The organism is Veillonellaceae bacterium (assembly GCA_012523975.1).
Taxonomy (GTDB): Bacteria; Bacillota; Negativicutes; order JAAYSF01; family JAAYSF01; genus JAAYSF01.
The window spans coordinates 70,396-94,389 of record JAAYSF010000065.1 but is presented as its reverse complement, the minus strand read 5'-3'; the positions used below and the strand labels follow the sequence as shown (position 1 = coordinate 94,389).

General features: G+C 40.7%; 24 protein-coding genes and 1 riboswitch. Of the genes, 1 reads left to right on the top strand and 23 read right to left on the bottom strand.

The window, feature by feature from the left end; genetic code table 11:
* Positions 1 to 96: 96 nt before the first annotated feature.
* The 3 genes from GX348_08785 to GX348_08775 form a co-directional block, all read right to left on the bottom strand.
* On the bottom strand, positions 97 to 297 hold the full coding sequence (locus GX348_08785) for a hypothetical protein (GenBank protein NLP42275.1): 201 nt from the start codon (positions 295 to 297) through the stop codon (positions 97 to 99).
* 166 nt (positions 298 to 463) lie between these two features.
* Complete coding sequence (recG, locus tag GX348_08780; GenBank protein NLP42274.1) at positions 464 to 2,521, bottom strand: ATP-dependent DNA helicase RecG; 2,058 nt, start codon at positions 2,519 to 2,521, stop codon at positions 464 to 466.
* A 38-nt stretch (positions 2,522 to 2,559) separates the two neighbouring features.
* Positions 2,560 to 2,757 (bottom strand): DUF1858 domain-containing protein, encoded by a 198-nt coding sequence (locus GX348_08775; protein ID NLP42273.1) that lies wholly within the window; start codon positions 2,755 to 2,757, stop codon positions 2,560 to 2,562.
* A 175-nt stretch (positions 2,758 to 2,932) separates the two neighbouring features.
* On the opposite strand from GX348_08775, the gene GX348_08770 reads away from it, so the two are divergent.
* Complete coding sequence (locus tag GX348_08770) at positions 2,933 to 3,124, top strand: 50S ribosomal protein L28 (GenBank protein ID NLP42272.1); 192 nt, start codon at positions 2,933 to 2,935, stop codon at positions 3,122 to 3,124.
* A gap of 53 nt (positions 3,125 to 3,177) precedes the next feature.
* Here GX348_08770 and hslO read toward each other — a convergent pair whose 3' ends face one another.
* The 20 genes from hslO to priA all read right to left on the bottom strand — a co-directional run bounded on the left by hslO (position 3,178) and on the right by priA (position 23,774).
* Complete coding sequence (gene hslO, locus GX348_08765) at positions 3,178 to 4,050, bottom strand: Hsp33 family molecular chaperone HslO (protein NLP42271.1); 873 nt, start codon at positions 4,048 to 4,050, stop codon at positions 3,178 to 3,180.
* A 29-nt stretch (positions 4,051 to 4,079) separates the two neighbouring features.
* Entirely contained in the window at positions 4,080 to 4,637 is a 558-nt protein-coding gene (gene yfcE / locus GX348_08760) for a phosphodiesterase (protein NLP42270.1), read from the bottom strand.
* A 36-nt stretch (positions 4,638 to 4,673) separates the two neighbouring features.
* A complete protein-coding gene (locus GX348_08755; GenBank protein ID NLP42269.1) occupies positions 4,674 to 5,138 on the bottom strand; it encodes a 6,7-dimethyl-8-ribityllumazine synthase in 465 nt (154 codons plus the stop codon).
* Positions 5,138 to 6,352, bottom strand: a complete 1,215-nt coding sequence (locus GX348_08750) for a bifunctional 3,4-dihydroxy-2-butanone-4-phosphate synthase/GTP cyclohydrolase II (GenBank protein NLP42268.1) — start codon at positions 6,350 to 6,352, stop codon at positions 5,138 to 5,140. The genes GX348_08755 and GX348_08750 overlap by 1 nt, the downstream gene beginning before the upstream one ends.
* Positions 6,353 to 6,375: 23 nt before the next feature.
* Positions 6,376 to 7,032 (bottom strand): riboflavin synthase, encoded by a 657-nt coding sequence (locus tag GX348_08745; protein NLP42267.1) that lies wholly within the window; start codon positions 7,030 to 7,032, stop codon positions 6,376 to 6,378.
* Entirely contained in the window at positions 7,001 to 8,131 is a 1,131-nt protein-coding gene (gene ribD, locus GX348_08740) for a bifunctional diaminohydroxyphosphoribosylaminopyrimidine deaminase/5-amino-6-(5-phosphoribosylamino)uracil reductase RibD (GenBank protein NLP42266.1), read from the bottom strand. The genes GX348_08745 and ribD overlap by 32 nt, the downstream gene beginning before the upstream one ends.
* A gap of 201 nt (positions 8,132 to 8,332) precedes the next feature.
* A riboswitch (FMN riboswitch) is annotated at positions 8,333 to 8,462 on the bottom strand.
* Positions 8,463 to 8,509: 47 nt separating this feature from the next.
* Positions 8,510 to 9,157 (bottom strand): ribulose-phosphate 3-epimerase, encoded by a 648-nt coding sequence (locus GX348_08735; GenBank protein NLP42265.1) that lies wholly within the window; start codon positions 9,155 to 9,157, stop codon positions 8,510 to 8,512.
* Complete coding sequence (gene rsgA, locus GX348_08730; GenBank protein NLP42264.1) at positions 9,150 to 10,034, bottom strand: ribosome small subunit-dependent GTPase A; 885 nt, start codon at positions 10,032 to 10,034, stop codon at positions 9,150 to 9,152. Before rsgA ends, GX348_08735 begins: the two co-directional genes overlap by 8 nt.
* A gap of 14 nt (positions 10,035 to 10,048) precedes the next feature.
* Positions 10,049 to 11,917: a Stk1 family PASTA domain-containing Ser/Thr kinase gene (gene pknB / locus GX348_08725; protein NLP42263.1), complete on the bottom strand. Its 1,869-nt coding sequence runs from the start codon at positions 11,915 to 11,917 to the stop codon at positions 10,049 to 10,051.
* Between the two features lie 15 nt (positions 11,918 to 11,932).
* Positions 11,933 to 13,351: a cell division protein FtsI gene (locus tag GX348_08720; protein NLP42262.1), complete on the bottom strand. Its 1,419-nt coding sequence runs from the start codon at positions 13,349 to 13,351 to the stop codon at positions 11,933 to 11,935.
* Complete coding sequence (locus GX348_08715; protein NLP42261.1) at positions 13,344 to 14,606, bottom strand: FtsW/RodA/SpoVE family cell cycle protein; 1,263 nt, start codon at positions 14,604 to 14,606, stop codon at positions 13,344 to 13,346. The genes GX348_08720 and GX348_08715 overlap by 8 nt, the downstream gene beginning before the upstream one ends.
* An 8-nt stretch (positions 14,607 to 14,614) precedes the next feature.
* Positions 14,615 to 15,331, bottom strand: a complete 717-nt coding sequence (locus tag GX348_08710; protein ID NLP42260.1) for a Stp1/IreP family PP2C-type Ser/Thr phosphatase — start codon at positions 15,329 to 15,331, stop codon at positions 14,615 to 14,617.
* 6 nt (positions 15,332 to 15,337) lie between these two features.
* Positions 15,338 to 15,799 (bottom strand): FHA domain-containing protein, encoded by a 462-nt coding sequence (locus GX348_08705; GenBank protein NLP42259.1) that lies wholly within the window; start codon positions 15,797 to 15,799, stop codon positions 15,338 to 15,340.
* Between the two features lie 15 nt (positions 15,800 to 15,814).
* Positions 15,815 to 16,573 (bottom strand): DUF3662 and FHA domain-containing protein, encoded by a 759-nt coding sequence (locus GX348_08700; protein NLP42258.1) that lies wholly within the window; start codon positions 16,571 to 16,573, stop codon positions 15,815 to 15,817.
* 151 nt (positions 16,574 to 16,724) lie between these two features.
* Positions 16,725 to 17,786 (bottom strand): 23S rRNA (adenine(2503)-C(2))-methyltransferase RlmN, encoded by a 1,062-nt coding sequence (gene rlmN, locus GX348_08695; protein NLP42257.1) that lies wholly within the window; start codon positions 17,784 to 17,786, stop codon positions 16,725 to 16,727.
* A gap of 4 nt (positions 17,787 to 17,790) precedes the next feature.
* Positions 17,791 to 19,122 (bottom strand): 16S rRNA (cytosine(967)-C(5))-methyltransferase RsmB, encoded by a 1,332-nt coding sequence (gene rsmB, locus GX348_08690; protein NLP42256.1) that lies wholly within the window; start codon positions 19,120 to 19,122, stop codon positions 17,791 to 17,793.
* Positions 19,085 to 19,900: a DUF116 domain-containing protein gene (locus GX348_08685; GenBank protein NLP42255.1), complete on the bottom strand. Its 816-nt coding sequence runs from the start codon at positions 19,898 to 19,900 to the stop codon at positions 19,085 to 19,087. The genes rsmB and GX348_08685 overlap by 38 nt, the downstream gene beginning before the upstream one ends.
* Positions 19,901 to 19,909: 9 nt before the next feature.
* Positions 19,910 to 20,848 (bottom strand): methionyl-tRNA formyltransferase, encoded by a 939-nt coding sequence (locus GX348_08680; GenBank protein NLP42254.1) that lies wholly within the window; start codon positions 20,846 to 20,848, stop codon positions 19,910 to 19,912.
* The gene (gene def, locus GX348_08675) at positions 20,848 to 21,306 is read right to left on the bottom strand and encodes a peptide deformylase (protein NLP42253.1); all 459 of its coding nucleotides are present in this window, start codon (positions 21,304 to 21,306) and stop codon (positions 20,848 to 20,850) included. The genes GX348_08680 and def overlap by 1 nt, the downstream gene beginning before the upstream one ends.
* Before the next feature lie 44 nt (positions 21,307 to 21,350).
* Positions 21,351 to 23,774: a primosomal protein N' gene (priA, locus tag GX348_08670; protein NLP42252.1), complete on the bottom strand. Its 2,424-nt coding sequence runs from the start codon at positions 23,772 to 23,774 to the stop codon at positions 21,351 to 21,353.
* Positions 23,775 to 23,994 lie beyond the last annotated feature (220 nt).

The window sequence follows — 23,994 nt, the reverse complement described above, 5'->3', positions numbered from 1 at the left end:
AAACAATAATGGAAATATCAATCAAAATTTATGATTGAAATAATTAACACTGGTTAAAGGGTTTTTTCTACAAAGAAAAGGCACTGCGGTGCAGTGCTATCGCTCGTCGAGCTCATTGTGGAAGATGTCACATGAACCACCTAGCCAGTTAACACAATCAGAACAGTTTCTCGTGAACTTATCTGGAGATACGTTAAGGAGTGAATAGCCATATCCCATTGCGTTGATGATATGTTCAAATTCACGGCATTCCTCAGCTATACTACTTAGCATTTCATCAGTATAATTATTTTTCATTCAAAGCACCTCCACTACTCTTTTATTGTAGTGTGCGCTTATAATTCTAAAATAATTGAAAAAAATTTATTTAAAGAGTGTATAAACTACGTGCATATTGAGCAAATTAGTAGTGTAAATTTTCTCCTCTCCCATAATTGGCGGTTTAAAAACCGCCTCTTTTTTTTTAACCTTGGAAGGCCATCAAATAGGATTCTCCAAACCATTTCGACACCGCTGGCCGGATCAGTTCAAGGCGTTCTGGTGATGCAAATGTCCACTCCGCAGCCTTTCTAGCTTCAAGTAAAATTGGGGTATCCCTTAAAATACTAGCAATTTTTAAGTCAGGCATTCCATGCTGTCTAGTTCCCCAAAATTGTCCTGGGCCTCTCAACTTGAGATCCTCTTCGGATATGGCAAAACCATCATTTGTTTCGGTAAGTATAGTTAAACGTTCTCTTGTATCATCATTTTTAGTATCAGAGAGCAAAATACAATATGAAAGCTTTGTGCCTCGGCCTATACGCCCACGCAGCTGATGAAGCTGGGCAAGACCAAATCTTTCAGCGCCTTCGATTACCATTATAGTGGCATTCGGGACATTGACCCCGACTTCGATGACTGTTGTAGCAATCAAAACTTTGATGCGTCCGCTATAAAATTCAGCCATTATAGCCTCTTTATCTTTATTGGCCAGCTTACCATGCAGTAATCCACAAGGAATATTTCTCAAGTAACCCTGCGTAAGTTCTTCGTATAGTGTAGTTGCAGCCTGTGCTTGGATTTTTTCAGACTCTTCAACAAGTGGACAAACTACATAAGCTTGACGGCCTTTTGCAGTTTCAGCTGCCACAAAATCATAAACGCGTTTTCTTCCTGCACTTCCGCGGATAAAGGTTCTAATCGGTTTTCGACCTGGAGGTAACTGTCTTATACTAGATACATCCAAATCCCCATATACCGTTAGTGCTAAAGTTCGAGGTATTGGCGTAGCTGTCATAACCAAGACGTCCGGCATAGTGCCTTTTAGTTGAAGCCGAGCTCTCTGTAATACTCCAAAACGATGCTGTTCATCAGTCACAACTAGGCCTAGTCTATTAAACTCTACATCATCTTGAATTAGAGCATGTGTGCCGATGATAATATCAACTTGTCCTGTTTTAATTTGCAGCAAAATATCTTGACGTTTGCGTCGGGAAAGTTTGCCGGTCAGTAGTGCAGTTTTTACTCCGCAAGGTATAAAAATACTATTAAGAGTTTGATAATGTTGTTCAGCAAGAATTTCGGTCGGAGCCATCATAGCTCCTTGAAACCCATTCTCGACAGTTTTTGCTAATGCTAAGGCCGCAATTATTGTTTTTCCTGAACCAACATCACCTTGAACTAGCCTTTGCATAGAAAGGGTATCTTCCATGTCAGCTGTGATTTCTGCTAGTACTCGTCTTTGGTCATTGGTAAGGTCAAAAGGGAGAGAATGCAATATCTTTTTTACAAGCTCGCCGTCTGCAGCATGCTTTATACCAAGGCACTTCTGCTTATTTTTCTGTTTTAGATAAGACAAGCCGCATTGCAGCAGGTAAAGCTCTTCAAAGGCTAAACGATGTCTGGCCTTTGCCAAGGAAATTTGATCCTTTGGAAAATGTATATTCAAAATAGAATCGTAACGATCCATTAAATTATACTGTTCAATAATTGCTTGTGGAAGTGTTTCAATAGGTCTGTTATAATGATCGCCGGTAAGAACTTGCCAAAGCAGTAAACGGAGCCACTTTTGGCTTATACTTTCATTAGCGGGATATATAGGAACAATGCGGCCGGTATTTATATGATCATCGGCATCGACTGTTTCAATATCAGGATTTAATACTTCACATTGATAAAACTTTCGCTGAATTTTTCCGGAAACAAATAAATTCATGCCGATTCGTAAAGCTTTTTTCTTGTAGGGTTGATTAAACCAAACTAAATTTGCAATACCAGAGGTATCTTGGACTACAGCCTTTGTAATAATAAGATTTGGCCGTGGCTTTGAATCGGCGAAGCTGACTACTTTGGCTTGAAATGTTTCAACTAAGCCGTCGTTAAGTAGACTTATTAGTTTCAATTGGCTGCGATCTTCGTAGCGTCGTGGATAATGCTCAATCAAATCAGATATGGTAAATATACCTAACTTGTTTAATAATGCAGCTTTAGTTGGGCCTACTCCCTTTATAAATTGGATGTTTTTAGACCAAAACTCGTGCAAAAGATCACCTCATAGAAATAGGCAAAGAAAATCTTTGCCTATTCTTTAAACCTTAAAGAGTTTAATTCCTTTACTAACGATTCAACGTCAATGCCATGCATTTTAGCGCCATTTTCTATGGTTTCGCTAGTGGAGCCCATGCAGCCGATGCAGCCCATGCCATGCTTCATAAAAATTTCGCGGGCGTCTGGATGAGACCTAAGCGCTACAATTATTGGGGTGTTCTTGTTAATCATGTTGTCCCCTCCCCAAATGGTTGTAATTGAATATTCAATATTGGAAAAGAAAATCCCTTCATATGGATTCGATATAATGTTTATGCGTTTCTCTTGCACATTATTAGCTATTTGTGTTAAAATAGTAATGTTATTGTACTTAGGATTTTGTCCTTCATCAAAGGAGGTGGAATAGATGGCAAATGTATGTGATATTTGTGCTAAAGGTGAAACTAGCGGCTTTAATGTCAGCCACTCCCACTTAAAAACAAAGCGCACTTGGAAACCAAACATCCAACGTGTAAGGGCATTAGTAAACGGCGAAGTTAAGAGAATCAATGTTTGCACCCGTTGCCTGCGTTCTGGTAAAATTCAGCGCGCAATTTAATTAGTTTGTTATCGTAATAAAAAGGACTTGATATCAAGTCCTTTTTATTTTTTTTAGTTTCGATTTATTGTATGCAGAAGTGCTTGCAGTTCTTTTCTTGAAAACTGATACTTTTCTGCACAAAAGTGGCAGCAAACTTCGGCTTTACCTTCTTCAATCATCTCATTTAACTCACTTGCGCCAAGGCTTATTAGCATATTGCTAACCCTTTCAACTGAGCAAGGACAGCTGAATTTCAGCGGCATAGCATCGTAGAACGATATGGGAAGTCCGTTAAAAATCATTTCAATGATGCCGGCTGCGTCCTTGCCGTCACTAATCAGCTGTGATACAGGCGGTAACGTTGCAAGGTTGTGTTCAATCTTATCGAGTACATCATCATCACAGTTTGGAAGAGCCTGAATTAAAAATCCTCCTGCGGCCTGTACAGTTAAATCAGGGTTGACTAGGACGCCGAGACCTACACTTGATGGCGTTTGCTCAGAGACCATTAAATAGTTTGTTATATCTTCAGCAATCTCTCCGCTGACTAAAGGTGCACTTCCTGTAAAAGGCTGTTTTAAGCCTGTAAACCTTGTAACATAAATATGCCCCTGCTGCCCTACAGCCTTGCCTACATCAAGCTTATTACCGCGAAGTGGCAATTCAACATGCGGGTTCCTAACATAACCGCGAACAATTCCAGTTGAATGTGCATCAGCGATGATTTCTCCAAGTGGTCCGTCGCCAGAAAAACGGATGGTCAAACTTTCATCAGATTTAAGATTGGCAGCTAATAGTAATGCAGCCGTCATAGTTCTGCCCAGTGCGGCACTTGCAACCGGATAGCAATCATGCCGCTGTCTAGCGTCCTCCACCAACTCAGTTGTGACGGCTGCAAAAACTCTCACCCCTGGTACTGTAGCACGGATCAAATTATCTGACATGGTACACACTCCTAAATATACTGTATTTATTACTTAAGATTAACCGTTATAATTTCTTCTTCTGTGTCAGCATCGTATATTGATACTTTATTGTCGAACAGCAATGCTAGGGTATTACGCTCATCTTGTCGTTTCGACATTGACGGTGATCCCGGGTTAACAAATATCACATCACCCTGCTTCTCAAGTTCTGCAATATGAGTATGACCAGTAATAAATAAATCAGCCTTATATTTAGCAGCAAGTATTTTTTTAAATTCGCTTGTTAAGTTATGGCCATGAGTAACAATTATCCGTAGCTTTTCAAGCTGAACGTAAGCATATGGTGCTTGAATTGGCAAATCAAGCACCATACTGTCGACTTCGGCATCACAATTTCCGCGGGCTATAACAATGGGAGTTGGGCAGCTGTTAATAAGTTCAGCTAACAGTTTGGGGTTGTATTCAGCTGGTATATTGTTTCGCGGGCCGTGATACAGCACATCGCCTGCGTGGATTATTAAGTCAGTATCAATTAAAAATTTATTGTAGATTTTTTGCCAAGTAGCTGTACAGCCATGTGTATCGCTTACTATCCCAATTTTCATTACTCACCTCGATTATTTCCCTGGAAATAATTTACATTAGATATTTCTAAGCAGATTTGCCATTTCAATGGCGGACATTGCAGAATCAAAACCTTTGTTGCCTGCTTTAGTGCCAGCTCGTTCTATGGCTTGTTCAATAGTTTCTGTCGTTAAAACCCCGAACATTGTAGGAATACCACTATCCAGACCAACATGTGCAACACCTTTTGAAACTTCAGCGCATACGAAATCATAATGAGAAGTACTGCCGCGAATTACAGTACCTAAGCATATAATTGCGTCATATTTTTTACTGAAAGCCATTTTTTGGGCAACAAGCGGAATTTCAAAAGCGCCAGGTACCCATGCTATTTCAATATCATCATCATTAGCGCCGTGACGCTTTAGGGCGTCAAGTGCACCGCTTAATAATTTATTTGTGATAAATTCATTAAATCTTGCTACTACTAACCCAAATTTTAAACCTTCTGCAATTAGTTGACCTTCTAATGTTTTAGCCATTATTTTGCCTCCTCATATTGTTGTTTTAGCATGTGGCCTAGTTTAGCCTTTTTGGCCGAAAGGTAACGTTTATTGAAACGGTTAGCCTTCATCTCAAGCGGGATACGCTCAGTAATTGTTAAACCGTAGCCTTCCAATCCTGCCCGTTTGCGGGGATTATTAGTTAGAAGTCTGATACTCGACAAACCTAAATCCGAGAGGATTTGCGCTCCAATACCGTAATCTCTTAGATCTGGAGCGAAACCGAGTAATTCATTGGCCTCAACGGTATCTTTACCATTGTCCTGCAAAGCGTATGCACGAATTTTATTCGCTAATCCGATTCCTCGACCTTCTTGGCGCATGTAAAGTAAAACACCAGTACCCTCGGCTTCAATTCGTTTGAGTGCGGTGGCTAACTGTTCACCGCAGTCACAGCGTAATGAGCCTAGAACATCGCCGGTAAGGCATTCCGAGTGTACACGGACGAGGATGTTTTCTTTGCCTGCTACATCACCTTTTACAAGGGCAACATGACATTTTTTATCGAGACTATTTTCGTACGCAATAAGACGAAATTCGCCATATTTAGTGGGGAGCTTTGTTTCTGCAGCCCGTGTTATGTACTTCTCAGTGCTTTTGCGAAATTTTATAAGATCAGCAACAGTAACAATTTTTAGATTGTGCTTGGCTGCAAACTCCATCAATTGTGGTACTCTAGCCATAGTACCATCGTCATTCATAATTTCACATATTACGCCGGCAGGATATAGTCCAGCTAATTTAGCCATATCTACGGCAGTTTCAGTATGACCGGCACGGCGCAGTACACCGCCCTCAACATACCGCAGCGGGAATATATGACCAGGCCGTCTTAAATCCTCAGGTTTGGTTTGAGGTGCTAATACTGCTTGGATAGTTTCGGAACGTTCATGAGCCGAAATACCTGTTGTCGTAGAAACAGCATCGATTGAAACGGTAAATGCTGTACAATGGTTATCAGTGTTCTTTTCAACCATTGCACCAATATTGAGCTCATCAAGTCTTGAACCGATTACGGGCATACAAATTAAACCGCGAGCATATGTTGCCATAAAATTAATCGCTTCGGGTGTTACTTTCTCAGCTGCCATTAGCAAGTCGCCTTCATTTTCGCGATCCTCATCATCTACTACGACAATCATTTTACCGCTTTTAATATCCTCAATAGCCTCAGGTATTGTATTGAATTTCATAATGGACCTCCATTTAATAAATTTTATAAATCAAAGCCATAATTACGCAAAAAGTCTGCTGTAATTTTAGAAGTATTTTGCGGTTCTTTTGTGGCGAGACCAAGCATCTTTTCAACATATTTTCCTATAATGTCAGTTTCTAAATTAACTAATGACCCGGTTGACTTAATACCAAGAGTTGTCATGGCGGCAGTGTGCGGAATTAATGATACAGTAAACCAGTCTTCACCATAGTCCACCACCGTGAGACTAATCCCATCAATAGCAATAGAACCTTTCTTTATAATGTAGCGCATAACTTCCGGACCAGTTTCGATCCTTATTATAACAGCGTTATCATCTCTTTGCATACTGCGAATAACGCCTACGCCATCGATATGGCCGCTGACAATATGGCCGCCGAAACGGTCGCCAAGTGCTAATGTTCGCTCTAAATTAACAATATCACCTAGCTTAAATTTAGCTAGCACCGTTCGTTCAACGGTTTCCGGCATAACATCTGCTGTAAACCAGTCATCGCCAAAATCGACTACGGTTAGGCAGGTGCCATTTACAGCAATGCTATCACCTATTTTGACGTCAGAAAGGACTTTTTTTGCTGCTAATGTCAGGCGAACCGATTTAGGACCACGGTTAATAGCTTTGACCTTACCCAATTCTTCCACAAGTCCTGTAAACATCTCTACCCTCCCGATTGCGTAAATACGCACTTATTAGTATATCTTCTCCAATAAAATTAGTGTTTATATCTTCCAAAAGATGCGCGTTGTCTAGGGTAGCTGCGCCGATACTTCCGACAGATCCAGGCGCTCCTATTCCACCAACAATTTTCGGGGCAATAAACCATTCGATCTTATCAACAATGTTAGCCTGTAAAGCCGATCCATTAATGCTAGCACCGCCTTCAATCAAAACACTGGTAATGTTCTTATTGCCTAATTCGATAAAAAGTTCACGCAAATCAAGACCTAGTTCATTACGGTGAATAATAAGAATTTCAGCTCCGCAGGATTTTAGTGATGCTATTTTATCAACTGGAGCATTCTCAGATACACAGATAATTGTTCTAGCTAGGCCATCGGTAATAATTTTAGACGATAGCGGAGTGCGTGCCATGCTATCAACCACTATACGTACCGGATTTCTTCCGCCATTAGGGAGACGAGTCGTCAATTCAGGATTATCAGCTAAGACTGTTCCTATGCCAACCATGATGGCATCATAAGTATTCCTTAGCTCATGAACTCTTAAGCGGGCTTGGCTACCGGTAATCCACTTAGAATGACCAGTATATGTTGCAATTTTTCCATCAAGAGTCATGGCAGTTTTTAGAACACCAAAGGGCATTTTAGTGGCTATCCACTTAATAAACACTTCGTTTAGTTTTGCTGCCTCTGCCGCTAAGACCCCTTCCACTACTTCTATACCTGATTCGCGGAGTTTGGCAATGCCGCACCCTGCGACTTTTGGATTTGGGTCGGTCATTGCAATAACAGCTTTTTTGATGCCAGCCTTTATTAAAGCCTCTGTACAAGGTCCTGTTCGTCCATGATGGCAGCAAGGTTCAAGTGTAACATAAATTGTAGCGTCCTTTGCTAAGCTACCTGCCTGATTTAGCGCATGAATTTCAGCATGTGGAGTACCTGCCTTTTTGTGCCAACCAGTACCGACAACCTCACCATCGCGGATAATCACCGCGCCAACTAATGGATTAGGGCTTGTTCGTCCCAGCGAATTTTTGGCCAGCATAAGGGCTTGACGCATATAAAACGTGTCCATATGTATATACCCCCGGCAATAAAAAAATGAGAAAACCCGGCTTACGCCGAGCCTTTGGCGAATATTAAAGAAAATGATGCTTTATGCTATCGTAATTATATACTTATAATTCCGTAGAACAAAAAAGGCTGTTTTAAGCAATGCTTATAACAGCCTAAGGATGGCAATAAGAGGCATAGAGTACACTTAAATGTCCTCTTAACCAGCCTTTTCCCATCCAGACTGTACTGTCGGCTCCGGAATTTCACCAGATCAGCTGTTAAGCTCGCGGGCTATACCGCCGGTCAGGAATTAAAAGATTGCTCTTTTTCACCTTACCCCAAAGGCTACAATATTCAAATTGGTCTACATATAATTTAGCACTAATCGCAGAAATAATCAAGCCCTGCGGATTGTTCGTATTGCTTCGGCAATATCAGGTGCGCCATAAACAGCTGAACCGGCTACTAGAATATTAGCTCCGGCGGCAATAACCTCAGCAGCTGTGGTTTGATTTATACCGCCATCAATTTCAATATCTACTCGATAGTTATGTTGATCTATTATTTGCTTTAGCCGTTTAATTTTATCAACCGTCTCAGGAATGAACTTTTGGCCACCGAAGCCTGGATTTACGCTCATCAGGAGAACCATATCAGTATTGCTCAGAACTTCCTTTACGCAACATAAAGGGGTTGATGGGTTCAATGAAACCCCAGTCTTTACTCCCTTATCTTTAATAGTCTGCAGCAGACGGTGAAGGTGAGGTGCTGTTTCAGCATGAATTGTAATAATATCAGCACCGGCATTTATAAATGAATCGATTAAATCTTGTGGATTGGTAACCATAAGATGAACATCAAACGGTAGCTTGGTAACCTTACGAATAGCAGCGACTACCGGGGGGCCAAATGTCAGATTAGGAACAAAGTGGCCGTCCATAACATCGATATGAATCATGTCTGCTTCAGCTTGTTCTACTTTTCGAATTTCATCGGCTAGCATGGAAAAATCAGCTGATAAAATTGAAGGTGCAATTTTAACCATTATAAAATCCTTTCCTTTTTTCCCTAATATCCTCAAGTATTTCGATATAGGAATTATATCTTTTTTCGTTGATTGTTTGTTCAGCAACAGCTTGTTTTACAGCACATTGAGGCTCCTTATAATGTAGGCAGGTATTATATTTACAATCAGAAACTAATCTCGAGATTTCAGGAAAGCAATCCATCAATTGACTTTCCTGTATATCAGAAAAATCAGTTGCGCTGAATCCTGGGGTGTCAACGACAAAACCACCTCCTGAAAGCGGAAGTAGCTGGGCAAACCTCGTAGTATGTTTCCCCCTTCCAATCTTATCGCTGACTTGGCCAGTAACGAGTTCAAGCTTAGGTTCTAATGAATTAAGGATGGTAGATTTGCCTACCCCGGAAGGACCTGCAAAAACCGTTATTTTGTTATGCAGTAGATTACGAAACTCTTCAATTCCAAGCTCGGTTTTGGCCGAGATGGGGATAACAATATACCCAATCTGACGGTAAAGATCAATGGTAGGTTGTAGATCATCAATATTTGCTAAATCAATCTTATTAATACAGATTACTATATCGAGATTGGATAACTCAGCTAATACTAAAAACCGATCAACCAGTACCGAATTAAAATCAGGATTGACGGCAGCGAAAGTTAAAATGACCTGATCGACATTAGCAACCATAGGGCGTTTGAGCATAGTGCGTCTTGGCAATATCTTCTCAATAACGCCCTTCTGCTGCCCGGATAGCTCGTACTCTACCTCGTCTCCAACTAATAGGGAATAACGTTCTTTCTTAAATCTCCCGCGTAGTGTACACATAGTTAGTTTACTATCTGTCTGTACATAGTAGTAGCTATTGTACGCCTTTATGACAACTCCATGCAGCACAACTATGCCTCCCGCTATAGTGTTTGCTCTTGTAGCAACGCGCCATTAATATAGACCTGTATTCTAACTTGTCCTACTCCTTCAACTGGCTTTTCAATCTTATCACCAGGCTTATGGACGTTTTCATATATTATATTGCGCCCCGCCGAATCGGTAACCACAATTTGGACAGCTTGACGAGAAGGTCCTTCCGGAACGTTTACTTGAACCACAGCCCGTTTAACGGCAGATATTGTTCCTTTTGAAACAGTCAAATCTATTACAGTCCCCTCTGCTACTTCATAACCAGGAGCTGGATTTTGACCGCTGATTATGCCTGACGGATATTTATCATTGATTTCTTCAGTTACTTTGCCAACCTTCAATTTAAGACTTTCAATTTGTGAATTAACTGTACTAAGAGGTGTGCCGCGGAAATCAGGTAATGGAAGTTTCTTAGGTCCTGCCCCTTTACTAACAACAAAATCAATAGGTGTGTTTTTATTAACCTGAGCAGGCGGCCGAGGATTTTGACTTATGACAATGTCAGCGGCTGCATCAGTGGTATATTGTTCCTCAATATTGCCAATTGCCAAGCCAGCGTTTTTAAGTGTTAGCTCAGCATCTCGCCGGCTGAGCCCTTTTAGATTTGGTACTACTGTTATCTCGCTACCCTTGCTTACTACAAGCGTGATTGTTCTTTGTTCTTTAACTATTGAACCTGGCTCTGGATATTGTGAAATAACATACCCAGATGGAACTTTATCATTGAAGGTATCTGATATACTAACCCGTAAATTTTGACTTTCAATAATATTCTGGGCGGTATCTTGGGGCTTGCCGACAACATTTGGAACGCTTACCTCATTTGAGCTCCAGAACTTACCGAATGCCAAAAATGCCCCGGTTAAAAAACCCAGTAAGAGGATTAGTAATAATCCCCATATCCAACGCTTGGATTTACGTGGTGGGTCTTGATAATCAAAATTATCGTCCTTATCGGTTCCCACCGTCGGGTCATCCAAGCGTGGTAGTATCTGTGTAGGAAAGTCATCACGTGACAGGCGTCGGGTATGATCATCGCGAAGATAGTTTTGCGCATGCCTTAGGTCTTTAATCAAATCGGTAATGCTATCAAAGCGTGCCGAAATGTCTTTTGCCATTGCTTTCATGACAATTGCCTCTACTAAAGGCGGGATTTCTGGGTTAAGTTCACGAACTGACCGGGGATGCTCTTGTAAATGTTTTAGAGCAATACTAATAGGTGTTTCACCGTTAAAAGGAAGTTGCCCGGTAAGTAGCTCATATAGAACAACGCCTAAAGAATAAATGTCTGATTTAGCACTAATAGCTCCGCCCTTGGCCTGTTCGGGAGAAAAATAATGCACTGAACCGAGTACTGTACCTGTATGCGTCATTGTGGCTGTTGTTACAGCCCGGGCAATACCAAAGTCAGTAACTTTAATACGGCCAGAGCTAGTGATTAGAATATTATGAGGCTTAATATCACAGTGAACTAGGTTGTTTTGATGGGCGTGTTCAAGAGCCTCGGCAATTTCTAATGCTATTCTCGAAGCAACTTCGACCGGTAATACTTTGTCTCGTACGATACGGTCCTTAAGGGTTTCACCCGATATGTATTCCATAACGATATAATATGTACCGTCATCATTACCAACATCATATATATTGACAATGTTTGGATGTGATAAACGGGCAGCTGCTTGAGCCTCGCGCCAAAAACGAGAAATAAAATCCTCGTCGTTGGTAAATTGTGACCGTAAAACCTTTACTGCAACAGAACGATCAAGTAGTTGGTCGTGGGCGCGATATACATCGGCCATGCCGCCGCCGCCGATATGTTCTAAAATCGTATAACGTCTATCTAGTGTTCTATTTATCATTATAAAATCACCTCCTTAACGTAGTGCCCGTTGGAATATCGAACGAGCTATAGGTGCTGCAACTTGACCGCCTGACCCGCCATTTTCTACAATAACTGCTATCGCAATTTGTGGGTCATCTGCAGGGGCAAATCCTATAAACCAAGCATGAGGAGAACCACTAGGATTTTCTGCTGTTCCAGTCTTTCCTGCTACAGGTAATCCAGATATTTTAGCTGAATTTCCTGTACCATTATTAACAACGGAAATCATCATCTTTCTAATTTCATTCGCAACTTCTGGACTTACAGGACGTAGCCATTCTTGAGGACTAGTCTGTTCGATAATTGCACCGTCTGGTGAAATTATTTTGCTGATCAAATAGGGTTTCATCATCGTTCCACTATTTGCGAAACAACTAGCTAACATAGCCATCCTGAGAGGTGTTACCAGTAAACTCCCTTGTCCAATGCCTGCTTGTGCAATGTCGCCATCAGATAGCTTTCGGAAATCTGGTATGTGGCAGGAGGACTCAGCCAGTACATCGTCAACATTTTGAGAGTAACCATAACGGGCAAACGTTTTCTCCATCTTCTTGCTGCCTAGCTGAAGGGCTAATTTCCCAAAGGTGACATTACAGGACACAGCTAAAGCATCTTCCAAATCAACTTTACCATGGGCTACACTATTGCTTTCATAAAGCGTATAATCTGGTCCAATTTTTAGTGCCCCTTCGCAGGAATATATGTTATTAAGCTTAACTGTCTTTTCAGTTAGTGCCGCCTCAGCAATCATTACTTTTATTATCGACCCCGGAGGATAAAGCCCCTGAACCGATCGGTTAAGCAATGGACTATCATCAGATTGTGAAATTGTTTGCCAGTCTTTTTCAATATTATTAGGGTCGAAACCAGGCTTGCTGGCCATGATAATAATCTCACCGGTACGGGGCGATAGGGCTACAACCGCGCCACGTCGATTACCCAAGGCTTTATAAGCTATCTCTTGCAAATCTGCGTCAAGTGTTGTTACAAGATTATTACCCTTTTTTGTATCCCAGAGATGTGCAATCGGGCCAAGGTTTCTTTCTGGATTACCGCTGCCGGTAAGATAGCTTGTATAACGACTCTCTAGACCACTTTTGCCATACTCGATACTCGAGTATCCTATAACATGGGAAGTTATAGCTCCATATGGATACTGCCTATTATAAACACCATCATCGTCGGGCACACTGAGTGCCAGTTTATTGTTGTTTCTATCTAATATTTGGCCCTGTTCCACTTTGTGTGCTGCCTCTATGTTACGACGGTTGAGAGCATGAGTTGCCAAAGCATTGCTTTGAAATGTTTGTATATAGGAAACATGTACAAATAGCAGAAGCAGTAGGAATATTATTGAAAAGGCAACTCGACGTATAGATAAATTAAACTTATTCGAATCACCTTTATGCATTTTTAGCCCTCATTTCAGATACTGCCGACAGTATTCCCAGTAAGATAAAGTTAGCTATCATAGAACTGCCGCCATAACTTATGAATGGCAAAGTTATTCCGGTAAGAGGGAAGAATTTTGTTACCCCGCCGATAATAATAAACACTTGTAAGCCGGTTGCTATAGCCAATCCGGCAGCAACTAAGGTACTAAATGGTTTTCGGCATGTTAGGGCTATCTTGAACGACCGATAAATAAGCGTTATATACAAAAGTAGGACAGCAGCAGTACCAAGTAAACCTAGTTCTTCACCAATAGCTGCAAATACAAAGTCAGTATGAACTTCAGGTATTAAGTGCGGGAATCCATAGGTAAGGCCGCTTCCGAGAACCCCTCCAGAGCCTAAAGCAAATAGTGATTGAACAATTTGAAAGGCCTTACCGCTAGGGTCACTCCAAGGATTAAGCCAAATATCTACTCTAACCCTAACATGAGGGTAAAGCTGATAACATATTATCGAGCCGAGTAAAAAAAGGGTTAGGCCTAATACAACATAACTAAATCTCCCGCTCGCCATATAAGTCATTAATATAGTTACCCCAAAAAAAAGCAGCGCGGAGCCTAGATCTCGCTGAAGTACTAACATTACCATAGCTAGTCCCCAAATTGCTAGTAACGGCGCGATAAAACGCGGATGAGGAAGTTCAAGTGGGCCGTAACGGTTAGTTGTCAACGCAAGTAGATCATGCCGCTCAGCTAGATAGGCAGCTAAAAAGAGAACAATGAAAATTTTAGCGAATTCGGAGGGCTGAAATCTTACCGGTCCAATGATAACCCAATTTTTATTTCCGCCAATGTCGACCCCAAAAATAATAGCTGTAAATAACAGACCGATGCCAATTATCCCACAGAGATATTTATATTGTGCAATTTTTTCTAAATTACGAAACAACTTGGTCGATCCAACAAAACATAGCAATCCAATAGCCGCCCAAGTAGCTTGCAATGGAAATAAGTTAGGTTTAAGGCGAAGAATTATTACCAATCCAAGCCCGGTTAAAGCAATGGCTAGAGGTAGTAAAAGCGGATCGGTGGTAATGCAGTTTGCTTGGTTTCGGAGTCTAAAAGCAATCGGCGGTAGGATAAGCATGCCGGCAGCAACAATTAGAATAGTTATGTTTAAAGTCAGCGTTGCTGTACTGACAGCCAATATTCCCAAACAACCGATTAAGCTAGCAATTATAAGTAATTTAAACTCGCAGCGAGCTTCAGCCATAGACCTATTCAATCTCCATTTCGTACTAAGATAACAGTAATATTATCTAGGCCGCCAGCCTGCTTAGCTTGCTCAACAAGCATATCAGTTACCGAATTTCCTAAAGGTTCCATACTTATTAGAGTAAAAATGTCTTGCTCACTCACCATATTTGTTAATCCGTCTGTACATAGCAATAGAATATCACCAGTATTCCAGCTAGTGATCCCGGTATCAATTTTAATACTACTACTGGTACCCACTGCGCGAGTAAGCAAATTGCGCTGAGGGTGCGTGTTGGCTTCTTCTTTTGTAATATTTCCATTTTGGACCAATTCCCAAACTAATGAGTGGTCACTGGTAAGCTGGCGCAGTCTATTTTCATGGATCAAGTAAATACGACTGTCGCCTACATGACCCCAATATATTTCGGTGTCAGTTACATAAACAGCCGTTAGCGTTGTGCCCATGCCAGTACATTCAGTTTTAGACATAGCCATTTCATATACTAGCGTATTTGCCCTAGCTATTGCTTGTTCTAGAATACTATTAGGATTTACTGTTGGTAACATGTTTTGCGTGACAAACTCTTTTAGAGTCCGTACCGCTATATTGCTTGCAATTTCTCCTGCAGCATGCCCTCCCATTCCGTCGGCTACGACGAATAGGTGCGGGGGCAAAAATTCATAACTGTCTTCATTAGTTTCGCGAACTAGTCCGACATCTGATTTAACGTAAGCCAGCAATTCATATCACCTCACATATTTAAAAGTAACAGCACCAATTTTTAGCACATCCCCGTCCTTGAGGAGAATTTCTCCAGCTATTGCCTTTCCGTTTAGGTAGGTGTGATTGGTGCTATTCAGATCGCTTAGCCAGTGGCCGTTCTTATAGTAAGTTATACAGGCATGTTCGTAGGAAACAAACTTATCATCAATAACGATATCATTGGTACCACCTCGTCCTATGGAGGTAGTTTCATCAAGATTAAAGCTATTAGATTGTAAAGCAATGTGCTTACTATCAATAACTACCAAGCGTGATTTACTAACATCTAATGGTTGGGACTCAGTATGAATGGTTTTAGTTAATTCGATATTATGCTTTGATGAGGCTAAATCGCGATAAATAGCTTTGATAATCATAAATAAAAAATAGTAGACCAACGCGATTAAGCAATATTGAAGAATAACACTGATAATATTCAACACCATTACTTTAGCCGGCAATTATTTCACCTCGTATAAAATTATGGTGTTACCGAGCTTTATTTTATCGCCGGATCTTAGACGCCAGCGAGCAACACGGTGCCCGTTAACATATGTACCATTAAGGCTCTTGGCATCGTAAAGAATATGATTATTGTCCTCAATCACTATATATGAATGTAACCTAGAGGTATTCATATCTGCTAAAGGCAGCTCGTTACTCTTGCGACGTCCTATATTAACTCGGTTATTACCAATAATATATTTCTCGCCAGCATCAAGACCTTCTATTACTGTTAAAGCTGCTTCTATATTTTGTTTCGGCCAGTTAGGCTCTGACGTTACTTTATTAAATACTCTAGTGTCAGAAAGTCCTTCAGGAGGGCTATCTGAAGATTGATCAATTGGCAGTGGTTCAGTAAAACTGCAGTCTACTCTAATTTTCTCAGTATTTTGGTCGCCAACAGAAAGAAGCTCAATGATAGGCTTACCTACTATTGTATAGCCTCGCTCACGTGCTTCATTGTTAACATATTGCGCTAATTCATCTCGGATAGCTTGGCTATAAGGCAATAGATGATCATAATCATCTTTGTTTAGATAGACATTATATAAATTAGGTATATAAATGCGAGAAACGCCCACGAACCGCTCTGCTTCCATTTCTCGCAGTAAATGTTTGGCTATTTCGACAGGCTGAAGGCCGCTCTCAAATTTCTTATTAAAGAAACCTTCTATATATTTTTCAAAGAAATTTTCAAGATTTCGAACAATCTTCATCTTATGCACTCCAATGCGCGTGAGTATATGAAAATATTATAGTCTAAATTGTAAATCGAGTCAAAATAAACCATAGTCATTACCTAATTATTACCAATATACACAAAAAAATGCAATGCATTATAAAAGAGAGTTACTTGCTAAAGCCAATCTACTCTAGACAAGCACTCTCTTCTTTTTCGATTACTTTTCTTCTCAATTGACCGCAGGCGGCCTGAATATCAGCACCCATTTCCTTTCTGAGAGTTACGACGATATGGAGTGATTGCAGGATGTGTAGGAATTTCAGAATCTGATCTCTCGCAGGACGCAGTAATCCCCGTTCGGGTACTGAATTTACAGGGATCAAATTAACACTGGCTAATCTGCCTTTAAGCAATTTGGCCAACATTGCTGCATGATCAGGACTGTCGTTAATATTCTCAATTAATGTGTATTCATAGGTGACACGGCGGCCAGTTTTTTCAGCGTAACGATCAGCGGCATCGATAACGCTAGCTATATCATACTGTTTATTGATTGGCATTATGCTTGAACGTATAGCGTTCGTGGGAGCATGGAGCGAAATGGCTAAATTTATAGGAATGCCCTCGGTAGCTAGTTTCTCTATACCAGGTACAATCCCAGCAGTAGAAAGAGTAATATTGCGATAACTCATGTTCAAGGAGTAACTTTCATGGCATAGCCTGATAAAACGAAGTACGTTATCGTAGTTAGCCAGGGGCTCGCCAGAGCCCATAATTACTATAGAATTTACTGCAGACCGTTCCTTGGCAAGAATACTATTTATATAGAGTATTTGGGAGAGGATTTCCCCACCCGTCAAGTTACGTTTTACCCCCTGAAGGGTAGATGCACAGAATCGGCACCCCATTCCACAGCCAACTTGAGTGGAAACACAAGCACTATTACCGTAAGGCTGTTTCATAAGGACAGTTTCGACTGAAGCATTATCTTTGAAGGTGAGTAAAAATTTACTGGTTTTTTTATCTCCAGAGTGCTGATGAGCTGTTAGGGTAGGCATATTTATTTCAAAATGATTTTTTAGCACTTGGCGTTTAGCATTGGGAATATTTGTCATTCGTTCATAATCAAAAACTCCCTGTTGGTAAATCCACTTAGCAATTTGTTGTCCCCGATACTTTTCAAAACCATAAGCTGCAAGTTTTTCAACTATTTCATCCGCAAATAAACCTAGCAAATTGTCTTTCAAACTATCACCTACTCTTAATCATCCTAGCAATAAAGAACCCATCCACGTGGTCGACATGCGGTAGCAATTGAATCATTTTTGATGACAGACTTTTTCCAGGAATGCAGTCACTAATGTCGTCCAATTTAAAATCAGTTCGACTGCTTAAAAAAGCATGTACGACGTTTTGATTTTCTTCTGGTTCGATTGTGCACGTGCTATATACAAGAGTACCACCTGGTTTTACACAGTCGGCTGCACTATTCAAGATAGCTTTTTGGAGTTTCGGTAAATCATTAATCATTGATTCAGTCTTGCGCCAACGTGAGTCAGGTTTTCTCCTTAACACCCCTAAACCAGAGCATGGTGCATCTACAAGAACCTTGTCTGCTTTAAGAGAGTAATGGCTGCTTAATTTTGTAGCATCGATAGCTAAAGTTTCAATAATTTTTATTCCTAAGCGCTCAGCATTTTCCCTTGTTAATGCTAGCTTATGATCATAAATGTCGGTAGAGATTACCGTTCCCTTATTTTCCATAAGTGCAGCAATATGAGTGCTTTTTCCGCCGGGAGCTCCACAGGCATCAATAATATATTCGCCGGGCTGAGGATTTAATATATGTGCAACCAGCATTGAGCTTTCATCCTGAACTTGAAAAAATCCCTGCTGAAGCGGTCTTAATGTTCCAAGTGAAGGATACTGATGACAGATAATTCCTTCCGGCGTTAGTTTAGACGGCTCGCAGACAACACCCTCTTCTTCTAAAACGTTGATCAAAGCAGATCTAGTAATTTTTAAAGTATTGGTACGAATCGATAATGGTGGAGTGACATTATTAATTTGGCATAAAGATTCTGTAGCCTCAAGACCGAATCGTTTTATCCATCTGCTGATAATCCATTCTGGATGCATGTACTTTAGAGAAAGGTATTGTACAGGATTAGTGTTCACATCAGGGTAGGCAACCTTATCTGGGTTGCGACCAGCGCTTCTTAGTACAGCGTTGACAAACTTAACCGTTCCAGAATGGCCATACTTCTTTGTAAGCTCAACTGCTTGATTACATGCGGCGGAAACCGGAACTTTTGACAGGAAAAATATTTGATATACACCCATTCTTAGTATGTCTTGAATTATTTGTGGAACTTTTTTCATTGGCCGATTTATGTAGTGACTAACTATATAATCAAGGGTCTTACCAGCCTTAATTGTTCCGTATACCAACTCTGTAACGAAACGACGGTCCTGATCTGTGAGTTTATGCTTGTTGAGTTCACGTGTTAGGGCAATATTGGCGTAAGCATCGTTAGTTGTAACGTCATTTATAATTTTCAGAGCAATCTCGCGGGCATTCATTTGCATCACCTTGTTTTATATTGATTAATTCTCTGACAGTACTCTCAACTTGTTTAATGCTAACTCTGGTATTGCAACAAGGTCCATACGGGCGTTCATTTAGCACACCAATAACTGGTAATGGAAAAGTATCTTGAATACCGCTGGTTAGATCGCGCTCACATGCGATTGCAATAACTACATGCGGCCGAATAGTTTTGATAACTTTTCGCGCTAAGGTTCCGCCGGTAACTAGAGTAACGTTAACTCCTAGGCTACGTGATAATTTTAGCAAATCCCCTACCTGGCAGCCGCCACAGCATCGACAATTATTAATGTCACGGGTTATCTTATGGGGGCATGATTCTTGCTGGATACAATGCGGACTAAGTATCAACAGTTTTTCCGGAGATACTTTGATATGTTTCTGCTTAATAAGGTGGTTGCTCATTTCAATAAATGAGCGTTCGACACGTTCCTTTTCGACATCAAATAGTCTTCCAATACGGGTAGCTAATGGAAATAAAAGATTAATAGCCGACCAAGCTAAGCTTTGAAAAAACTTTGGCGTTGGAAAGCCTAGTATAGCTAGAATGATTCCAACAACACCACTGGCTATTGCGATTACTACCAATCCAAGTAGTGTTCCTAAGATTAACGGAAGAAAGGAACTTATACTTTTAAGTCCAGGAAAGCTGACAATCCAAATGCCATATATAGAGAGCATTGCTAAACATAAGCTAGCTATAATCAAAGATACAAAGAGGCGTTTTTTAGGTCTGAATGCTACTTCAATCACAGTATCACCTCATTTAAAAAAATCCCCGGTCCTTAACCCATAACCGGAAGCATAATCCCGGGCGCTCATCCGACGTTTATTTTCCGGCTGGACTGTCAAGAGTTCAATAAGGCCACTGGCAGTTTCAACTATAATGCTCGTTTGTGTTATTTGGTTAATTCTCCCAGGCTGACCAAGTGCACATGCATTCACAACTTTTGTCTCCCAAACTTTGAGATGCTTGTCTTTGAACTTACAATAAGAACCAGGCCATGGGGTTAGTCCACGGACAAGATTATGAATCTTGTCAGCTGAACAATCCCAATTAATTTTCTCCAGGTCTCTTGTTAATAGTGGTGCATAAGTGGCCTCTTCGTTAGGCTGTGGTATTCGCGGAGCATTGCCTTTTAGTATTAATTGGACTGTATCTTTTAACACCTTAGCTCCTAATACAGATAATTTATCATGAAGACAGCCGGTAGTGTCAGCTGCGTCGATAGGAGTTTCTGCCATCAGTATCATGTCGCCGGTATCCATCCCAATATCCATATACATTGTCGTGACTCCGGTCTTTGTTTCGCCATTGATGATAGCCCAATGAATCGGGGCAGCGCCCCGGTAGTAAGGCAACAACGAGGCGTGGACATTGATACAACCGAGCGGCGGTAAATCAAGTATATTTTTTGGTAAAAACTGGCCAAATGCAACGACAATTATAATATCAGGTTTTAGAGCGGTTAATTGTGTTACGAATTCAGGATTTTTAATTTTCTCAGGCTGCAGAATATCAATTCCGTATTCTAAGGCTCGCGCTTTAACCGGTGATGGGGTAAGTTTATGACCGCGTCCTTTTGGTCGGTCAGGCTGTGTTATTGCAGCAACAACTTCATAGCCTTCTTCAACAAGCATATCTAAGCATGGGACAGCAAAGTCAGGCGTACCCATAAAGATTACTCTGGGGTATGACATTAGGCTTTCTCCTTGTATAATGTATTTGCCCGTTCAATGAAAAGTACGCCATCAAGGTGGTCTAGCTCATGCTGCAGCGCTCTTGCTAGAAGGCCTGTACCGGTTACTTTTACTGTCTTACCATTACGATTTAGAGCTTCGACAGTAACTTTGCTGTAACGCTCTACTTCACCAAAGACGAAGGGGATACTCAAGCATCCTTCGGTGTCTTTATCACACCCTTCTTTTTCGGTAATAACCGGATTGATTAGCTCAATTAATCCATCACCTGTATCAATAACAACTACTCTGATTGGTAAACCGATTTGCGGAGCTGCTAATCCTACACCGTTAGCGGCGTACATAGTTTCTGCCATATCTTCAATAAGTTTTTTTATTTTGCGGTCAATTTTAGTGACTGGGGTACAAACCTTCTTTAATACTTCGTCCCCAGCTTTTTTGATTTCTAGGACTGCCATGACTTTATCCTCCTCTTATGCTGGTTATGCTTAACCCAATTCTATTACATTACATTCACAGGTTCAATGTCTATGTAAATATTAGCTACATTGCTTAAACCTAAATTGTTAATATGGTGTCTGATTGTCGCTAAACGAACTGTTTTAATCATAAGATTAACTCTGAATGTATCTTTTACCTTAAAAATAGCAGCATTAAACGGGCCGATTACTTCAGTATATGGCTCTGATGCTAGCGCCTTTCGAAGTTGCGATGCTATATTTTCGGCTTGTATACGAATTTGTCTTTCATCATTATTAGTTATCGTAAGTTTAACAATATGACTAAACGGGGGATAGAATAGTTCTTTTCGATGAGAAATTTCTGTTTGATAAAACGAAAAGTAATCTTGGTTAGCGCCTGCTTGCAACGCATAGTGATCCGGGTTGTAAGTCTGAATGACAACTTTACCGGGCTTATTTCCCCGCCCCGCCCGGCCTGCTGCCTGTGTTATTAGCGAAAATGTTCGCTCGGCAGCGCGGAAGTCAGGCAGGTTGAGAGTTGTATCTGCCGCGATGATTCCGACAGCAGTAACATTTTTTATGTCATGTCCCTTTGCAACCATCTGTGTTCCAAGAAGTATATCATAACGACCAGCAGCAAAATCAGATAAAATTCGGGAGTATGCCATTTTTCTACTAGTTGTATCTTGATCCATTCGAATAACACGTATATTAGGCCAGAGCTTGAATAACTCCTCCTCTAATTTTTGTGTTCCTGTCCCAAAATATCGAATATAACGACTGCTGCAATTAGGACAGGTATCAGGTGGGACTTGCGAGGATTGGCAATAATGACACCGCAGAGTGTTACCTGAGGTATGATAAACTAAAGTTGATGAACAATGTTCACATTCCATAACGTAGCCACATTCCCGGCATAAGACAAAAGTTGCATAACCCCTCCGGTTAAGTAGCAGAACGGCTTGTTCGCCATTCTCAATAGTCTCGCTTAAGAGCTGTTGGAGCGGTTGTGATAGCACCGTTCTTCTTCCTAGCCGGAGCTCTTCACGCATATCTACAACAGTAACATGAGGTAAGGCTGCACCGTCGATTCTTTCGTTGATTGTCAGCAGGGTATGTTTACCCAACAATGATTTATAATATGTTTCAATTGAGGGCGTTGCGCTTCCTAAAATTAGTAATGCCTTTGCAAGACGCGAGCGTATTTCCGCTACTTGTCGAGCGTGGTATCTAGGGCTCTCTTCCTGTTTATAGGTAAACTCATGTTCCTCATCAATAATTATTAGGCCCAAATTGGTTAATGGGGCAAAAATGGCGGAGCGTGCACCAATAGCTATTCCAGCCTGATTTGTGCGAAGCTTTTGCCAAGCGTCGTAACGTTCGGCAATTGATAATTTACTATGGATTACAACAACATCATCACCGAAGTAAGCTTTAAAACGAGCTACAATCTGGCTTGTTAAGGCTATTTCGGGAACTAGTACAATGGCTTGGCGGTTATTTCGCCTTGTTTCAGCTACTGCCTCAATATAAACTTGTGTTTTTCCACTACCAGTAATACCATGAATTAGACATGACTGATAATCTCCAGAATGAAGTGCACTGTTTATAGAAACTAAGCAGTTTTGCTGCTCTGGTGTTAGTCTCAATATAGGTGAATTACAATTGGTGTGTGAATAGCTGTCTCTTAGAATTTGGGTTTTAATGATTTTTGCAATTCCTGCATCAACTAGCTTTTTGACAGTGTTTGGCGCAATATGAAGCTCTTTTAACTCTTGAGGAGTAAGACTTGCTTTTTCGAGCAACACTGTCAATAGGCGCTGTTGTGCAGGGCTTCGATTTAGCTCAGCCATTTTTAATAAGCCAACCGACTTTTGTACAGCCAGGGCAATATTATTTTGATATTTTATCCGTTTTGTTGAATGTGCAATCATCTCCTTATATACCAGCTTGTTTGCTTCTAAATACTTTAACGCTTTTAAAGCAGCTTGCCCAAATTGCTTGTTGAGTTGGGCAAGCTTTACATTTACATTTTTAGCAATAAAAGCTAGAACCTCCAAATAAAGGTCCGGTTTAGCAGACAGAAATGCTGCGGCATTCTGGATGTCTAAACTGTCTGGAATTGAATATGAGAATTCGGTCTTTATACCACTTTTACCGGGAACAAATAGCCGCAATGCTTCAGCCTGAGTGCAAAGATAAAATTTTGCGACCCAGTCGGCTGTTTTTAACATATTATCGTCAAACCAAGCGTAGTCGTCTAAGGCCGAAATGATTGGCTTCAAGTTTGAAGCATTTCCATCAATAATATCGATTACAAAGCCTTCAACCTTTTGTGGGCCGAATGGAACTAAAACACGATAACCTTTTTCCAAAAAGCTTAATTCATCAGGTATATAATACGAAAAAGATTTATTTATAGCCTTTGCCGTTACATTAACAATAATTTGGGCGATATTACCCATACTACCACCGCCAGCATGATTACTAATAAAGAAAAGAGGAGATATTTATTCTCCCCTTTATATTTAGCCGTTCAGAATAACGTCTAAGATTCATATTTTTGAATTCGATTAGTTTTATCAAATTACCTGCTAGGCAGTGATTAAATGTCTCGATTGGTAATAAAGTCTAATTGAAACCCTGTATCCATAGGCAGGCGTTTAAAAAAGCGCATTACCCGGC

What these genes read in the sequence shown, in the direction of transcription:
- GX348_08785 (NLP42275.1), bottom strand. Translation starts at nt 297, where the DNA reads ATGAAAAATAATTATACTGATGAAATGCTAAGTAGTATAGCTGAGGAA.
- GX348_08775 (NLP42273.1), bottom strand. Translation starts at nt 2,757, where the DNA reads ATGATTAACAAGAACACCCCAATAATTGTAGCGCTTAGGTCTCATCCA.
- GX348_08770 (NLP42272.1), top strand. Translation starts at nt 2,933, where the DNA reads ATGGCAAATGTATGTGATATTTGTGCTAAAGGTGAAACTAGCGGCTTT.
- hslO (NLP42271.1), bottom strand. Translation starts at nt 4,050, where the DNA reads ATGTCAGATAATTTGATCCGTGCTACAGTACCAGGGGTGAGAGTTTTT.
- yfcE (NLP42270.1), bottom strand. Translation starts at nt 4,637, where the DNA reads ATGAAAATTGGGATAGTAAGCGATACACATGGCTGTACAGCTACTTGG.
- GX348_08755 (NLP42269.1), bottom strand. Translation starts at nt 5,138, where the DNA reads ATGGCTAAAACATTAGAAGGTCAACTAATTGCAGAAGGTTTAAAATTT.
- GX348_08750 (NLP42268.1), bottom strand. Translation starts at nt 6,352, where the DNA reads ATGAAATTCAATACAATACCTGAGGCTATTGAGGATATTAAAAGCGGT.
- GX348_08745 (NLP42267.1), bottom strand. Translation starts at nt 7,032, where the DNA reads ATGTTTACAGGACTTGTGGAAGAATTGGGTAAGGTCAAAGCTATTAAC.
- ribD (NLP42266.1), bottom strand. Translation starts at nt 8,131, where the DNA reads ATGGACACGTTTTATATGCGTCAAGCCCTTATGCTGGCCAAAAATTCG.
- GX348_08735 (NLP42265.1), bottom strand. Translation starts at nt 9,157, where the DNA reads ATGGTTAAAATTGCACCTTCAATTTTATCAGCTGATTTTTCCATGCTA.
- pknB (NLP42263.1), bottom strand. Translation starts at nt 11,917, where the DNA reads ATGATAAATAGAACACTAGATAGACGTTATACGATTTTAGAACATATC.
- GX348_08720 (NLP42262.1), bottom strand. Translation starts at nt 13,351, where the DNA reads ATGCATAAAGGTGATTCGAATAAGTTTAATTTATCTATACGTCGAGTT.
- GX348_08715 (NLP42261.1), bottom strand. Translation starts at nt 14,606, where the DNA reads ATGGCTGAAGCTCGCTGCGAGTTTAAATTACTTATAATTGCTAGCTTA.
- GX348_08705 (NLP42259.1), bottom strand. Translation starts at nt 15,799, where the DNA reads ATGGTGTTGAATATTATCAGTGTTATTCTTCAATATTGCTTAATCGCG.
- GX348_08700 (NLP42258.1), bottom strand. Translation starts at nt 16,573, where the DNA reads ATGAAGATTGTTCGAAATCTTGAAAATTTCTTTGAAAAATATATAGAA.
- rsmB (NLP42256.1), bottom strand. Translation starts at nt 19,122, where the DNA reads ATGAATGCCCGCGAGATTGCTCTGAAAATTATAAATGACGTTACAACT.
- GX348_08680 (NLP42254.1), bottom strand. Translation starts at nt 20,848, where the DNA reads ATGTCATACCCCAGAGTAATCTTTATGGGTACGCCTGACTTTGCTGTC.
- def (NLP42253.1), bottom strand. Translation starts at nt 21,306, where the DNA reads ATGGCAGTCCTAGAAATCAAAAAAGCTGGGGACGAAGTATTAAAGAAG.
- priA (NLP42252.1), bottom strand. Translation starts at nt 23,774, where the DNA reads ATGGGTAATATCGCCCAAATTATTGTTAATGTAACGGCAAAGGCTATA.